Origin of the sequence: Calothrix sp. 336/3, assembly GCF_000734895.2 — a bacterium.
Lineage (GTDB): Bacteria > Cyanobacteriota > Cyanobacteriia > Cyanobacteriales > Nostocaceae > 336-3.
The window spans coordinates 1,587,394-1,602,317 of record NZ_CP011382.1 but is presented as its reverse complement, the minus strand read 5'-3'; the positions used below and the strand labels follow the sequence as shown (position 1 = coordinate 1,602,317).

13 protein-coding genes are annotated in these 14,924 nt (G+C 41.1%); 9 read left to right on the top strand and 4 right to left on the bottom strand.

Features of this window, described 5'->3' with window-relative positions; translation table 11 throughout:
- Positions 1-153: 153 nt before the first annotated feature.
- Positions 154-2,325, bottom strand: coding sequence for a chemotaxis protein CheA (locus IJ00_RS06360; RefSeq protein ID WP_082127275.1), 2,172 nt, complete (start codon positions 2,323-2,325; stop codon positions 154-156).
- 557 nt (positions 2,326-2,882) lie between these two features.
- Here IJ00_RS06360 and IJ00_RS06350 point away from each other — a divergent pair.
- Positions 2,883-4,502 carry an adenylate/guanylate cyclase domain-containing protein gene (locus tag IJ00_RS06350; protein WP_035151099.1) on the top strand — a complete coding sequence of 540 codons (1,620 nt, stop codon included), beginning with the start codon at positions 2,883-2,885 and terminating at the stop codon, positions 4,500-4,502.
- Positions 4,503-4,862: 360 nt separating this feature from the next.
- Here the strand turns inward: IJ00_RS06350 and IJ00_RS06345 are convergent, their stop codons facing one another.
- Positions 4,863-5,639, bottom strand: a complete 777-nt coding sequence (locus IJ00_RS06345; RefSeq protein ID WP_035151098.1) for an SDR family oxidoreductase — start codon at positions 5,637-5,639, stop codon at positions 4,863-4,865.
- Positions 5,640-5,678: 39 nt separating this feature from the next.
- Complete coding sequence (locus IJ00_RS06340; RefSeq protein WP_035151095.1) at positions 5,679-6,266, bottom strand: Crp/Fnr family transcriptional regulator; 588 nt, start codon at positions 6,264-6,266, stop codon at positions 5,679-5,681.
- 79 nt (positions 6,267-6,345) lie between these two features.
- On the opposite strand from IJ00_RS06340, the gene IJ00_RS06335 reads away from it, so the two are divergent.
- Together IJ00_RS06335 and rsmD are read left to right on the top strand one after the other, a co-directional pair.
- Entirely contained in the window at positions 6,346-7,365 is a 1,020-nt protein-coding gene (locus IJ00_RS06335; RefSeq protein ID WP_035151093.1) for a sulfate/molybdate ABC transporter ATP-binding protein, read from the top strand.
- A 147-nt stretch (positions 7,366-7,512) separates the two neighbouring features.
- The gene (gene rsmD, locus IJ00_RS06330; protein WP_035151091.1) at positions 7,513-8,052 is read left to right on the top strand and encodes a 16S rRNA (guanine(966)-N(2))-methyltransferase RsmD; all 540 of its coding nucleotides are present in this window, start codon (positions 7,513-7,515) and stop codon (positions 8,050-8,052) included.
- 79 nt (positions 8,053-8,131) lie between these two features.
- Here the strand turns inward: rsmD and petG are convergent, their stop codons facing one another.
- Positions 8,132-8,245, bottom strand: coding sequence for a cytochrome b6-f complex subunit V (gene petG / locus IJ00_RS27565; RefSeq protein ID WP_082127426.1), 114 nt, complete (start codon positions 8,243-8,245; stop codon positions 8,132-8,134).
- Positions 8,246-8,478: 233 nt separating this feature from the next.
- Between petG and IJ00_RS06320 the strand changes: the two genes are divergently transcribed.
- The 6 genes from IJ00_RS06320 to IJ00_RS06295 all read left to right on the top strand — a co-directional run bounded on the left by IJ00_RS06320 (position 8,479) and on the right by IJ00_RS06295 (position 14,885).
- The gene (locus IJ00_RS06320; protein ID WP_035158540.1) at positions 8,479-8,856 is read left to right on the top strand and encodes a cytochrome c; all 378 of its coding nucleotides are present in this window, start codon (positions 8,479-8,481) and stop codon (positions 8,854-8,856) included.
- 456 nt (positions 8,857-9,312) lie between these two features.
- Complete coding sequence (locus tag IJ00_RS06315; RefSeq protein ID WP_035151088.1) at positions 9,313-9,576, top strand: hypothetical protein; 264 nt, start codon at positions 9,313-9,315, stop codon at positions 9,574-9,576.
- Positions 9,577-10,133: 557 nt separating this feature from the next.
- Positions 10,134-10,949 carry a WecB/TagA/CpsF family glycosyltransferase gene (locus IJ00_RS06310; RefSeq protein ID WP_035151084.1) on the top strand — a complete coding sequence of 272 codons (816 nt, stop codon included), beginning with the start codon at positions 10,134-10,136 and terminating at the stop codon, positions 10,947-10,949.
- 439 nt (positions 10,950-11,388) lie between these two features.
- Positions 11,389-12,216: an ABC transporter permease gene (locus IJ00_RS06305; RefSeq protein ID WP_035151083.1), complete on the top strand. Its 828-nt coding sequence runs from the start codon at positions 11,389-11,391 to the stop codon at positions 12,214-12,216.
- 226 nt (positions 12,217-12,442) lie between these two features.
- Positions 12,443-13,702: an ABC transporter ATP-binding protein gene (locus IJ00_RS06300; protein WP_035151079.1), complete on the top strand. Its 1,260-nt coding sequence runs from the start codon at positions 12,443-12,445 to the stop codon at positions 13,700-13,702.
- Positions 13,659-14,885 carry a polysaccharide pyruvyl transferase family protein gene (locus IJ00_RS06295; RefSeq protein ID WP_082127274.1) on the top strand — a complete coding sequence of 409 codons (1,227 nt, stop codon included), beginning with the start codon at positions 13,659-13,661 and terminating at the stop codon, positions 14,883-14,885. Before IJ00_RS06300 ends, IJ00_RS06295 begins: the two co-directional genes overlap by 44 nt.
- The last annotated feature ends 39 nt before the right edge of the window (positions 14,886-14,924 follow it).

Genomic DNA, 14,924 nt, shown 5'->3' with positions numbered 1-14,924 from the left:
GGAAAAATGGATAAGGAAACAGGGTATTTTGTTCTATTACCCATTACGAATTACGTTAGCGTTAGCTCTCCCGCAGGGAGCATTACGTTAGCGTTCGCGTAGCGTGTCGCTCTGCGACTTAGCTCCTCCGCAGGAGGCATTACGAATTACGAATTACTCCCCACCCATTCCCTGCACATTTACTAACGGCAAGACTCTACCATCAGCCAGAATTGTGCAATGGCTAAAAGCTCTCGGTAAAGGAATAGAACCCTCAACTTGCTGGATAGTAACTTCCTGTTCACTCCAGCAACGTTCCACTTTCAGGGCAACTATTTTTTCACCTTGTTGGAGAATCAGGACGGTGGGAGCGTCAATTTTGGGGGGATTGTCTAGGGATGGGGCACAGGGATGGAGGTAGTTAAAGGTGAAGTGGCGATCGAGATGGAGAAGGGGTAAAGATTGTCCTTGCCACTGCCAGAATTCTTGGTTTGAATAGATTTCCCCATGGTTTAGTAAGCATACACCCACCACAGATTTTTTCGGCAGGGCGAGCAACATATTGTTACTTTCAACTAGTAATATGCGCGCGATCGCCAAGGAGGAGGGAAAAGAGAGGATAAAACGAGTTCCTTTTTCTGGTGTTGTCTCTACCTGGATATTTCCCCCGATTTTGTGCAAGTTGCTTTGTACCACATCCAAACCCATACCCCTACCAGAAAGGTGAGTAATTTCCTCTTTGGTTGAGAAACCGGGGGTAAAAATTAGGGAAAGCAATTCCGTTTCCGTTGCTTGGGAGACAAAATAACTATCTACTCCTAAATTTATGGCGCGATCGCGGATTTTTTCTAAACTAATACCGCTACCATCATCTTGAAAGTGAATCACAGTGCAATTCCCATCTGTAAAACCATGAATTACAATTAATCCCTGCTCTGATTTACCTAATTTTTTCCTAGTTGTGATATCTTCAATGCCATGGTCAAAGGCATTATGCAAAAGATGCATCAGAGATTCCTGAATTATGTCCAGTAGACTCCGTTCAATTAAAATATCTCCACCGATAATTTGCAATTGCACATTTTTCCCATACTGCTGACACCACTTTTCAATTGCTGGGGAGAAATATGCTGTCACCTCCGATAACGGACGCATCCGCATTTGACTTACCGACTGCTGTAATTTTTTGACACTCTTGTGCAGTAAACGATTCACCTGCTCCGTATTTCCCAAACCATATTCGATATTGCTTGCCAACTCTTTAATTGCTGACATCCTTGCTACGACTTGCTCAGATAGCAGATAAAATTCTGATAATTTTTGAGAACCGGGAAAATAATTCTCTTCTAGGGAGATATATTTCTGCTTGGTGCTACATTTAGGAGCAAAATTTTCATAGGCAAGAAATAAACCTTGCTGTTCTTGTTCTAGAGCTTTAATTGTAATATTTAAATTTCGTGCTAGCTGATGTAAGTTATCAATTTGTAATTTTAATTGGCAACGCTGACTACTAAATTCTCCGAATAAATGATGAATTTTTTCTAGATGGTGAATTGGCACTCTCACCATTGGCTCTGATTTTTTTTGCGTATTTTTACTGGTTGTGCTGGTTGCATTTTGCGGAAATTTTCTCCATGCAGACAAAGCAAATTCTGCAACTTGTAGACATTGACTGGGAAAATTAGCACCATGCATTTTCTCACTAATCAATGTACACAACTCAGCTAAATTAGGCAGACTGAGGATTTCTGCTACCCCTGTAAAATCCGTGGCGATCGCGATGACTTCCTCTGAAATTAACTCCACTTCTCCAGTAGCAATTAAAGCCGCTAAATATTCTAACTTTTCTGCAAATTCAGTCTGAAAAAACAGATTCACGATATCTGATTGATGATTGCACATTCCCCTTTCCGGTGTATTTATCACACCATGGGATACATAGGTTTGCAATTCCTGAAATATCGGTTGACAATCAGCTTCCACCCACTGCTGACTAATCCTCTCTTCCCCAGTCGCAAAGACTTCTACCATTTGCTGTAAGCAACTCACCCCTGAGAGCAGTAATTCCCGGAACCTTTGCTGATTTACCCCAGGAATTGTGTTGTGTTTTAAAAGTTTCAACGCATCTTCAAAATTATGGGCAAAATCACTAATAATTGAAAATCCCATAATTCCTGCACCACCTTTAATAGAATGCATACCTCTTAAGGCAGTTTGAAGATGTTCAGAGGGAATTGTATGCTGAATTGTCAGTTCTACTAAAATAGATGCTAAAGTCTTCAACTTATCACTTGTCTCTTCCAGGAATTGCATCCTGATTTCTAATTCTCTATCTTGAGACATCATATAATTGTGGTGAGCGAAGAAAAGAAAAGTAATCAATTATAATCGCTACCAACTAATCCCAACCACTAAAATATATTCTATCTTAATAATTGATGTTTTCTGTAAAATTTAGCATCAATTAATACATAATTTAAGTATTTAAAATTACCTAAAAATACTATTTAATTCTGACCAATATACCTAACAAAGACAGTAACACCAATTCGCAATTTAAAAAAAAACTATATACAGCAATGGTTTTGTAAATTCTATCGGTTGCCTAATTTCAGATAATTGGAGTCAGGGCGTAACATTTCATCCTAGGATTTGCGTGTATTTATGCAAAATCATGACCCTAATTACGCCTACGAAGTGAGTCAAATTAAATATCAAACCTTCTTCCGTCCTCTGTTTTTTCTGACAATTATGTACTTTGTAATACATTGCCCTTGTCGCTATGCTCAAAAAAATGTCATAAAGAAGGAGAGTTTTATCAATGTTTGGTGTGACAAGCAACATCTCTTTCATCCTTTATCCTTGAAAGGGTGCTGCCATTTTTCCAGGATAGATTAATAGCCATGACAGAATTGAGACTAACCGTACAAGAGGGGAATACAGAAAAGAATGTAACAGTCACCAAAGATGTGTTCATCATGGGTAGATTGCCAGAATGTGACTTGTATTTACCTTTTGGGGGAGTTTCCCGTTCCCATGCACGTCTAGTCAAAACAGGTGATGGTAATTGGACAGTTGAAGATATGGGTAGTAAAAATGGTACCCAGTTGGGCGATCGCCATGTCACCACACCCTTACAAATACGTCACGGAGATGTGATTTGGCTAGGGGATATCAGTGTTGTTGTGTATTTGCATGATTCACAAGTCAAGCTCTCAGACAGTCAAATTGACACCTCCGAACAACGGACAATCATGCACAACGTGCAAGAATTACAACAACAATGGATTCAAGCAGATAATTATGACGATGACATCAAGAAGAAAGATAAAAGTATTGCCCGTCTCAAAGATTTAGTCGATATTGCCAAAAATCTCTCCGCAGCAGCTTCTATCCAAGAAATTTTTTCCCAAGTTCAAAAAGTCGTCTTCCGTTATCTCAAAAGTATCGACCGTTTAGCCCTATTAATTGATGTCACCGGCAGTGGTAAGCTGGAATTACTCAACGCTGCCACTCGAACTGTTGAGGAAGAATATTTACCCGGTGATGGTAGTTGGATTAGTCGCAGCATCTGTCAGAAAGTTTTTGAGGAAAAAGTCGCCATTCAAACGGCAGACGCACAGCATGATGAACGATTTGCCGGCGAGCATAGCATCTTAATTAAAGATATTCGTAGTGCTATGGCAGTACCCCTATGGGATGAAAGCAAAGTTGTTGGAGTACTTTATGCCGATGCTCACCTTTCATCCTACCATTGGGCAAAGGAAGGAGAAGAGGAACTTAGCTTTTTCTCTGCTCTAGCTAACTTAGTTGCTTCCAGTGTGCAACGTTGGTTGCTTGCAGAAAAACTCAAAAGTGAAGAAGTTATCCGTCAACGTCTCGAACGTTATCACTCTCCCGCAGTAGTACAACAATTAATTGCAGTTGGTGCATTACCCGACGGACGTTTACCACCCCAAGAAAGCGAAATCAGCATTCTCTTTGCCGATATTGTTGGGTTTACAGCCATGTCGGAACGATTCACACCTACAGAAATCGCCGAATTATTAAACAATCTCTTTGAAGAAATGATTCAAGAGGTGTTTGCCTACGGTGGAACCTTGGATAAATATATCGGTGATTGTATTATGGCATTTTTTGGCGCACCGGAACCTCAAGCAGACCATGCCGATCGCGCAGTTAATGCAGCATTGAAAATGTTAACTCGCTTGGAAACTCTCAACGAAGGTAATTTTTGGCAAGAACCTTTACAACTCAGGATTGCTGTCAACAGTGGTAAAGCAGTTGTGGGAGATGTAGGTAGTTCCCAACGGGTAGATTATACTGCCCTGGGAGCAACTATTAACCTCGCCGCTCGCATGGAAGGTATCTGCTCCCCTGGGGAATGTGTTGTCAGTGAAGTCACTTATAAAATGTTATCGCAAAATACCGCCTTCCATGAAATGGGCGATTATCAATTTAAAGGAATTAACCGCTTAGTCAAGATTTATCAAACACAATTTCAACCACTGGGAATTGATTAGGGAGTAAGGAGTAAGGAGTAAGGAGTAAGGAGTAAGGAGTAAAGAGTAAGGAGTAAAGAGTAAGGAGTAAGAATTAATAGCGTGTCGGCATAATAAGTTGCAATATAAATTGTGTATGCAGAAATCGGAAAATTCTCTTTCCTCCTGCTCTCCTGCTGCCTTAATTGTAAGTATTCAATTGGATATGATATGAGGAAGTAGTCAAATTAATTTAATAGTCAAGCTTTCTTGGGTGGATTAGTAGGGGCGATCGCGTTAATTTTGGTATTTTACTGTAGTCGCAAAGCCTGCTTCCTGCAATCAGGGAGCGAGACGCTCCCACTACTATTTTTTAGTCTTCACAATTAATGTGGTGGGATATTAAAATCGAAACGTTTTTTCTAAGCTTTGCAAGAAGACTTTTCGTGGTACAAATGCCCCTATCCTAGTAATTAACTGGCTGATTGCTCCACCAATCACTACCGTTGATTCATTTGCGGCTAGGGCAGCTAGTGTTTCTTTTACTACCTCTTCTGATGTGGAAACTTTTTGGGTTTTACCTGTCATCGCAGCCGGAAAACGTGCTTCCTGAGCGAAATTTGTTTCCGTTGGTCCCGGACAGGATGCTAAAACTTTAATGCCATACTGGCGATTTTCTGCCCACAGTGCCTCACTAAAACTACGGACAAAGGCTTTGCTCGCAGCATAGACAGACATATAGGGAAGGGGTTGAAAGGCAGCAATGGAAGCAACATTGATAATACTACCACCACGGCGATCGCGCATTAAAGGCAAATATTTGTGGGTTAAATCGACTAATGCCAGAACGTTTAACTGTATCATTTGTACTTGGCGATCGCCCTGCCTAGAGGAAAATTCCCCATAATCACCAAAACCTGCATTGTTAATTAATAAATCAATGGTGATTCCCAAGGATTGAGTTGTATCAAATATCACTGATGCTGCATTGGCTGTAGTTAAGTCTAAGGGTATAACGTCTACTCGGACTCCATACTTTGCTTGCAATGTTTGGGCTAATTGCTGCAATTTCTCTGCCGAACGAGCAACTAATACTAAATTCATCTGACGTGCGGCTAATTCCTCTGCAAACGCTTCACCAATACCGCTAGAAGCACCTGTAATTAACGCAGTTTCCATGGAAGATTTTACTCAATGATTTTGGCAATAGGATTGATTTTATATCTCATAATGCCAAATCTCCTCCTCTTTCAGGACAATTCGATGCAATCGCAAACGCTGAATTAAACCCTGGTCTTCTAATTGTTGCAGCACACGGGTAATAGTCACACGAGTGGAACCAATCATTTCTGCAATATCTTGATGGGTAAGACGCAAGTCAATTAATTTCCCTTCCTTGACTTCTCGCCCAAATTTTTGCCCCAACCAACTAAATAACTTAACTACCATAATATCTACGGTTTTCTGACTGCGAATCAACATCATCTCTTCAGCTTGCTGTAAATGTACTTGGAGAATTTGTGTGATTTCATACCAGTCAGTCATTGGTAAAAGACTAGCTTCAACCTTAGTCAAACATTCAATTTGATGGGGTTCAGTTTTTGACAAAGCTTTTCCGACAACATCCCCTGCTCCCCAAATACCGAGAGTCAGGATAGTACCATCTTCGTGCCAAGTGACAATTCTGACAGCACCTTGCTCGATTTTCCAGAGGTGTTTTTCCTTTACTGGTAAAAGGGAACGTGCTGCAAACACTTTTCCCTGATAAGGTACCGATTGTGTCAAGGGAGACCTTAAAGTTGACATTTTGCTTAAAATACTAAATATTGATTGGGGAACCGTAGTTAAATGTAATATACATCAAATTGACGGGAGTAAATTAGGGATGGGTATTGCAGTTAGAAATGTTTCTAAGCACTATGGCAGCTTTCATGCTGTGGATGATGTCAGTTTGGAAATTCAAACAGGGTCTTTAGTTGCCTTATTGGGACCTTCTGGTTCAGGTAAGTCTACCTTGTTGCGGATGATTGCGGGGTTAGAATCCTTAGACCATGGTCAAATTTGGTTGGTGGGTGAAGACGCGACTTACCGTAGTGTGCAGGAACGGAATATCGGCTTTGTTTTCCAGCATTACGCCCTATTTAAACACCTGACAGTGCGAGAAAATATAGCCTTTGCCATGGATTTGCGTAAGCATTCAAAACAGAGAACTCGTCAGCGTGTCGAGGAACTATTAGATTTGGTTCAGATGCAAACATTTGGCGATCGCTATCCTTCCCAACTTTCTGGAGGACAAAGACAGCGAGTAGCTTTAGCTCGTGCATTGGCAGTACAACCCAGTATTTTGCTCTTAGATGAACCTTTTGGAGCTTTAGATGCCAAAGTCCGTAAGGATTTGCGTGCATGGTTGCGTAACTTACATTCCTCTGTTCATGTCACAACGGTATTTGTCACCCACGATCAAGAAGAAGCGATGGAAGTTGCCGATGAAATTGTGGTGATGAACCAAGGACGAATCGAGCAGGTTGGTAGTCCATCGGATATCTACGATAACCCTGCCACACCCTTTGTGATGAGTTTTATCGGTCCGGTAAATGTTCTCTCCAATCCTTTGGGTATTACAAATAATCAAGGATTCACAGCGAATAGTGAACGTATCTTTCTACGTCCCCATGATGTGTTAATTGAAACCGAACCTCAAGAAAATGCCATCACCGCGATCGTGGATCGAGTTATTCACCTTGGTTGGGAAATCCGCGCAGAACTGGCTTTGCAATCAGGAGAAACAATCAACGCTTTGCTGAGTCGAGAACAGTTTTATCAACTTCAGTTACAAAAGGGACAACAGGTATACGTGAAACCAAAACAGACAAAGGTCTTTCCTGCTGCCTATGCTGTAAGTTAGGGATGGGCTAGTAGTCTATGTCATTAATTTGATAGTTTGTAGTCAGGGCTTTAGCCCTTGATTTCAGCGATAAATCCCTGACTACGAAACCCTCACGACTTATGGAACAGACTACTAATCACCTGTCCTACTTCCTACTCATTACCCATGAGAATATACGGTAATCGTCTAATTAAAACTTTAGCCGGACAAGATACTCGACCGACTACTGCTCGTGTACGACAAGCAGTATTTAATATTTGGCAGGGAGATATTGATGGTTGTCGCTGGTTAGATATTTGTACGGGTAGCGGTTCCATGGGTGCGGAAGCTTTATGTCGAGGAGCGAGTCTGGTGGTGGGAATTGAGCAGTCGAGTCGAGCTTGTGGGGTAATTCAGGAAAATTGGCAGAAAGTGGCGAATTCTGGACAGAAATATCAAGTTTTGCGGGGAGATGTCCTACAACGCTTACCCAAACTTACCGGACAGCAATTTGATCGGATTTATTTTGACCCACCCTATAGTAGTGGATTATATCAACCTGTATTAGAGGCGATCGCCCAATATCAACTTTTAGACACGACTGGTGAAATTGCTGTGGAACACAGTCCTGAAGATTGGATTACACCAGTTATCCCCCATTGGGAAGTATGTCGAGAAAAATTTTATGGCAACACAGCTTTGACTTTTTATCGGGTTGGGGAATAGGGAATAGGGAATGGGTAACGAGGACAAGAACTTTCTCTTTTCCCTTCCTCCCAGTTTTTCCCTCCTTCCCCTTTAACTATTAGCCTCCCAACTCGGTGGGACGTTTGTATTGCTTGTAAGCAGCGTAAAATAGACCAGCTAGGGTGACGGGAATCAAGCCCAAGACAATACCACAGAGTAGGGGTTCAACCACGATAACTCTCCTTGTTGCGTTCATTAAACGATTGTTTCCTGTCCCCAATCTTACCAAATCTGATAACCAACCCACGTCGCGATAAATTAAGAGTCGGGGAAGTTTGCCAGATGGGGAGAAAAACCTAAAGACGAATAAAAGTAACAATTGTGCTTGCAGACACAATCAAGAACTTTTAAGCTATGTGTAGGAAATAAATTTTTTTGTACACCTTGACTTTAACAGCAAAACTTTTGGATAACCACATTATCAAGCCTGAAAACTTAGTTCCGCGCATCCTTTTGGTGACTCTGGCAATTTTCCTGGTAGTCATTTTGGGATTGTTTGCTGGTAAAGCGATCGCCAGAGCTTCTGACCCCTACGTGAAAAGCGTCCTCACCCTTGCTGGCAACCCGATTCAAGGACACGCCATCTTTCAAATTAACTGTGCAGGTTGTCACGGTTTAGAAGCCGATGGCAGAGTTGGTCCCAGCTTAAAAGATGTTTCTAAACATAAATCTTCCTACGGATTGATTCATCAAGTCATTAGCGGGGAAACCCCACCTATGCCCAAGTTTCAGCCTAGTCCTCAAGAAATGGCTGACTTGTTAAGTTATTTGGAGAGCTTATAAATATTTAAATAAAATCTGATAGTGTATTTGGCTTAATTAGGACATTTTTATGGTATGGGAAACAGGCAGAGAATTCTATCTTCGGAATTTTCGCCTTAGCAGCTAACTGTGCTTAAGGTAAATGTTTTTGCTCAACCATGGATAGTACCCGAAAGAGTACAGATGCTGCAAAGATGGGATTAGAGGATTTCTCCCGATTCCCAAAAAACAAGAGAAAACTTTTCTAGAAAATTTCCGGAAAGCATCTGAGTGGTGATGAATCTATTTATGGTGAAGTTGTTACTGTAAACTACTTCGCTCAATGTGCAAATCATTCATAATTGGAGATGACTATTATCTCCCACCAATCCACACTTATTCTTTGTGGATAGTTCCGATTAGGAAAATCTCATATTTGCCATTCAAGTAAAGACGTGACTTTCCCTGTAAACCACACTTCTCTAAAGGATAATTATTATGCGCTTAAAAAGATGGGAATCCCCCCGACGTGAAGGCAGAAACAATAAAGGTAGAGGTGGTGCTGCCAGAAAAAGACAACTCAAGAAACAACAACAAATGCTGCGGAAAAAGCTGAAAGAGAATCCACCAAACAACAATCAAAAAGATATCATCAAAGGGGAAGAGCAAAATCTCTTCCTTTTTTTTATGATGAATTATCAGCATTCAAAAATTGTTGTTCACCAGGTAAAGAAGTTAATACAAAATAAACTAATCATGTAATTAGATAAATTATTAAATCAAAATCTGTTATTGTAAAATCCTAATTTATAAATTCTGCAACCCTTGTGACACTTCACTAATCGTACATTTTTCATAATATTTAAATAAGATTTTATCCTCAATCATCAGAAATACTATATACATAATTAAATCACGACAATATATCTACTTCCTTAGAAAAATTTTATATCTGCAATCCTGAACATAGATAAATTCAATCTGACATTTTGAGCATAAATTCCCGCACAAATACTGTGTACACCTGAAAGATATAAAGGTTTTTTAAATTAAACATGAAAGAAATATTAAGAAAATATAAAGTTGATATAAATGACATGACAAAATGATTTCTATGGGGTAAATTAAGATACAGTTGAAGATAATAAAAAAATCACATACCAGGGAAACGAAAAATCTATTTAGAGCAAATGCATCTCCATGTGTTGAGTTCTAATCACGCCTTAAACATTTAAAAAGTCAGGGTTTTTCCTCACATTTTCAATGTTGGCAGTGATTGGTTCTACTGTTGTATTTCTGTTAGACACAAGGAGTCAATCATGGTAGGAAGAGCATTTCTGCCTACTCAAAAGGTGCTAGATTTCCCGATTACCGCTCTGAGATTTGATGATCAGATACAGACGATTTTACGGTGGGCGATCGCCCGCGAAAGTAAGACAGTTTGTGTCGCCAATGTACATATGCTCATGGAAGCCCATTGGAATCCAGATTTTGCCATGGTGCTGAGGAATTCCGACTTAGTGACACCCGATGGAATGCCTCTAGTATGGATGATGCGGTTAATGGGGGCGCGTTATCAAGACCGTGTTGCAGGAATGGATATTTTCACTGCCATCTGTGAGTTAGCCCAAAAGTTAGATATCAGTATTTTCTTTGTGGGTTCCCAAGGTGAAATTCTCTCTAAAATGCGCCAAAAAATCGAGCAAGAGTTTCCAGAATTGAAAATTGCTGCCATGGAACCCCTGCCATTTCGTCCTTTAACCAAAAGTGAAGACGAAGCATTAATTGAGAAAATCCATGCCAGTGGTGCAGGTTTGGTTTTAGTTTCCTTGGGATGTCCCAAACAGGAAAGATGGATGGCGCAACACAAGGATAGAATTCAATCAGTAATGATTGGGTTGGGGGGAGTTTTCCCTGTTTATGCAGGTATCCAGAAAAGAGCGCCCCGTGTGGTGCGTGACTTCGGTTTAGAGTGGCTTTATCGTTGGTTGCAAGAACCTCGTCGTCTGTGGCAACGATATACTACTACTATTCCTGCCTTCGTCTTGTTGGCATTGAGGCAATTACTCGCATCTAGTTCCTTTAGTACTCCTTTGCATATCCGGGAACGGTATTTAGGCTGGAGGCTAGAATAGTTGCGGTGACTTAGGTTACATCACTCCTTGTCACATTAATTACAATCAATTTTAATTTTTTGTCAAAACTGTCCGGATTATCCGCAAAAACACTGAAAGCTTTAATAGAAGTTCACAAACAAATCTGAGCTAAGACAGAAAAACTAGCGATGCTCTCTGAGAGCCGCTATGCGATGCTCTGCAAGAGCCGCTACGCGATCGCCATGGGTATTCATACATCATCACTGACTTTTGCCTGAAAAGGATAAATTATCATGGCGATAGAGCTATGCTCCGCCGAAGCGGCGATCGCTCCTGTCACACCTGGTGACATAAACTAAATTTTCCCAAGTAGTTCCCAAGTAGTGGGAGCATCTTGCTCCCTACTGATAATTCACTCATTACTCACTACTTATTACTCATTACTCACCACCCATAGAAACAACCAACGGATAACTTGATGAACAGCAAAGAACTCATCATCGAAGCCGGTCGCACTGAAAGCCAGTATTGGCGCGACTTGTGGAAATATAGGGAGCTATTCTACTTCTTGGCATGGCGCGATATTTTAGTGCGCTACAAGCAAACTATAATTGGTATGGCATGGGCATTAATTCGCCCCTTTTTAACGATGGTGGTTTTCTCTGTTGTTTTTGGCAGTCTCGCCAAACTACCCACCGAAGGAAATACACCCTACCCAATTATGGTATTCGCTGCTCTTTTACCTTGGCAGTTTTTCTCTGGTGCTTTGAGTGAATGCAGTAACAGCTTAATTAATAATGCTAACCTTTTATCTAAAGTCTATTTTCCCCGGTTAATTGTCCCCACTAGTGCAGTCATAGTCAGTTTTGTAGACTTTATGATTTCTGGGATAATTTTATTAGGATTAATGGCATACTACAATTTTATACCTGACTGGCGTATCCTCACCCTGCCCTTATTTATTCTCATTGCCTTTGCTGCTTCTATGGGTACGGGGTTGTGGTTAGCAGCGTTGAACGTGGAATATCGAGATTTTCGCTATATAGTGCCCTTTATTGTCCAATTCGGTTTATATATTTCACCGGTGGGTTTCAGTAGTCAGGTTGTTCCTCCTGAGTGGCGCTTAATATATTCACTTAACCCTATGGTGGGAGTGATTGACGGGTTTCGCTGGGCAATTTTGGGGGGAGAATCGCAGATATATTTCCCTGGGTTTGCATTGTCTACAGGTTTAGTTGTTCTCATTCTCGTGAGCGGAATTTGGTATTTTCGCAGGATGGAACGCACATTTGCAGACGTAGTTTAGGAATTGTGGAGGGACAACAAATTTATGTCATTGCGACGCAAGGAAGCAATCCCAAAGTCTAAAGCAACAAATTTATGTCATTGCGACGCAAGGAAGCAATCCCAAAGTCTAGAGCAACAAATTTATGTCATTGCGACGTAAGGAAGCAATCCCAAAGTCTCGTTTTCTCACTTCGATCGCGTAATTCCCATGGTTTAAAGATATGACTCAAGGAGGAGCTAGGTAAATGTCCGATACTGTCATCCGGGTTGAAAACTTAAGTAAGAAGTATGTACTTGCTCATCAGGAAGAGAGTTATAAGACATTTCGCGGTGCTATCACTAATGTCAGCAAGTCTATAGTTAATAGTTTCAATCCCCGTGGGAAGAAAGAATTTGATTCCAGTCGTGAAGAATTTTGGGCGCTGAAGGATGTCTCTTTTGATATTAAGCAGGGCGATAGAGTAGGAATTATTGGGCGTAATGGTGCAGGTAAATCAACATTATTAAAAATATTAAGTCGAATTACGGAACCAACATCTGGAAGCATCCGGATCAAGGGAAGAGTTGCGAGTTTACTGGAAGTGGGTACAGGTTTTCATCCAGAATTGACAGGTAGAGAAAATATTTTTCTCAATGGTGCAATCTTGGGAATGAGCAAGGTAGATATTACCCGCAAGTTTGATGAGATTGTTGCTTTTGCTGAGGTTGAAAAGTTTTTAGATACACCTGTGAAACGGTATTCATCGGGGATGTATGTGCGGTTAGCGTTTGCGGTGGCTGCTCACTTGGAACCAGAGATTCTAATCGTAGATGAAGTGTTGGCAGTAGGGGATGTGCAATTTCAGAAGAAGTGTTTGGGTAAGATGGAGGATGTGGCTAAAGAAGGGCGAACCGTTATCTTTGTAAGTCATAATCTGGGCACTGTTCAGGCTCTTTGTAGTCGAGGGGTTTTGTTGAAGCAAGGAACCATCTTAGTTGACGATACAGCAGATGGAGCGGTTAGGACTTACTTAAAAAACCTTGAACAAGCCTCTTTTGAAAACCTTTTAACGCGGACAGACCGTCACGGTAAAGGTCATCTGCAACTTTCTAAGGTAGAAATTTCCACTGGTGGAAGTCATCCATCTTCTACTTTGGCAACAGGGTTTCCTGCTGTTTTTACCTTCCATATAACTGGAATTCTTTCGGGACTTTCCTGCTGCTTTACTATTTACGACCAATATGGACAGCCAGTCACATATTTTGACTCTGCTGTACATAGTCAAGAGGATATGACTAATTCGCACCAAGAGACCAAGTTCATTTGCGAGATTGATGAACTGTTGCTTATGCCTGGTCGCTATCGAATTAATGCTTCAATCATGTGCAATGGAGAATTTCAAGATGATATCAAAGGAGCTGCTCTTTTTGATGTTGAGCAAGGAAACTTACGAGGCCGCCCGGTGGACAGGGTGATTGGCTATGGTAATGTCCTTATCCAACACCGATGGGTCAAACCCGCATAAGTCAGTAACATCAGCTATTGCTAATTATATTTATCCCTCATTTAGTCAAGGAGATTTTTTTGTGAAGGTTCTTGTTGCAGGTTGCTTTAGCATTGAAGGTGGAGGTGCAACAGCCGGAGACTTATTGGCTGCTGAACTTGTGTGTGATTGGCTTGACCATATTAGTTTTCCCTACGATATTGCGGTTATTCCTCCATTTCGAGAGGGGATAGCTCTGGAAAACGCAGATCCTAATAACTATTCACACGTAATTTTTGTATGCGGTCCTTTCGGAAGAGAAAGAGGGGGAGATGATTTCCTGAAGCGCTTCGCCAGTTGCCACACCATTGGGATTGATTTGACCATGCTGGAACCGCTTGATCAGTGGAATCCTTTTGATGTTTTGATTGAACGGGATAGTTCTGTATGTGCCCGCCCTGATATTACATTTCTATCACGTCGAGAGTTAGTACCTGTTGTAGGTGTTTGCTTGGTTGAACCTTACGGAGCAGCATTTGAGGAAGTTGCATATGCTGCTGTCCAACGACTTGTGGAATCGCGACAAATATCAGTGGTAGAAATTGATACTCGCTTAGACGAAAATAGTAGGGGGTTCCGTAGTCCAGCCGAGATTGAGTCAATTCTTGCCCGTATGGATATGGTGATAACAACACGTCTGCACGGAACAGTGTTATCTCTAAAAAATGGAGTTCCTACACTCTCTATCGACCCAGGTGGTGACAGTCTAAAAATTATACGTCAGGCAGAAACCATCGGTTGGCCTGTAGTGTTTAAAGCTGATGAAATCACCGACGAAGCATTACAGCAAGCCTTTGACTATTGCCTGACAGAAGAGGCAAGGATGAAAGCCAAGGAATGTTCTGAACGCGCAACAAAAATGGTTCAAGAAATACGTGACCAATTTATAAGGGCTTTAACCTGTTCCAATAACTTAGCTTCTCAGGACAATACCTGGATTTTCGCTACAACAAATTACGCAGAAAAATTTAATAATACTAAAAATAACCGTATTTCTGCTGACCTCAAGCTTAAGCTTTCCTGGGGTGAGGTTATAAGTCAGGATGAACATCCTATGAAGGATATCAAAAAACTACTAAAGTTCACTGGGCAAAAAACATTACCTGTCCCTATTCATCAATGGCTGAGAAATCAATGGACTCAGTTGAAAAGTTCAGCAAGATGATTTGAACTTCTGTTGGTAAAAGATAGTTTCAATCATGAC

Excerpts from the sequence above, each read along its gene's own strand:
- IJ00_RS06310 (WP_035151084.1), top strand. The coding sequence starts at position 10,134 with ATGGTAGGAAGAGCATTTCTGCCTACTCAAAAGGTGCTAGATTTCCCG.
- IJ00_RS06335 (WP_035151093.1), top strand. The coding sequence starts at position 6,346 with ATGGGTATTGCAGTTAGAAATGTTTCTAAGCACTATGGCAGCTTTCAT.
- IJ00_RS06295 (WP_082127274.1), top strand. The coding sequence starts at position 13,659 with ATGGTAATGTCCTTATCCAACACCGATGGGTCAAACCCGCATAAGTCA.
- IJ00_RS06345 (WP_035151098.1), bottom strand. The coding sequence starts at position 5,639 with ATGGAAACTGCGTTAATTACAGGTGCTTCTAGCGGTATTGGTGAAGCG.
- rsmD (WP_035151091.1), top strand. The coding sequence starts at position 7,513 with ATGAGAATATACGGTAATCGTCTAATTAAAACTTTAGCCGGACAAGAT.
- IJ00_RS06305 (WP_035151083.1), top strand. The coding sequence starts at position 11,389 with ATGAACAGCAAAGAACTCATCATCGAAGCCGGTCGCACTGAAAGCCAG.
- IJ00_RS06360 (WP_082127275.1), bottom strand. The coding sequence starts at position 2,325 with ATGATGTCTCAAGATAGAGAATTAGAAATCAGGATGCAATTCCTGGAA.
- IJ00_RS06300 (WP_035151079.1), top strand. The coding sequence starts at position 12,443 with ATGTCCGATACTGTCATCCGGGTTGAAAACTTAAGTAAGAAGTATGTA.
- IJ00_RS06340 (WP_035151095.1), bottom strand. The coding sequence starts at position 6,266 with ATGTCAACTTTAAGGTCTCCCTTGACACAATCGGTACCTTATCAGGGA.
- IJ00_RS06315 (WP_035151088.1), top strand. The coding sequence starts at position 9,313 with ATGCGCTTAAAAAGATGGGAATCCCCCCGACGTGAAGGCAGAAACAAT.
- IJ00_RS06350 (WP_035151099.1), top strand. The coding sequence starts at position 2,883 with ATGACAGAATTGAGACTAACCGTACAAGAGGGGAATACAGAAAAGAAT.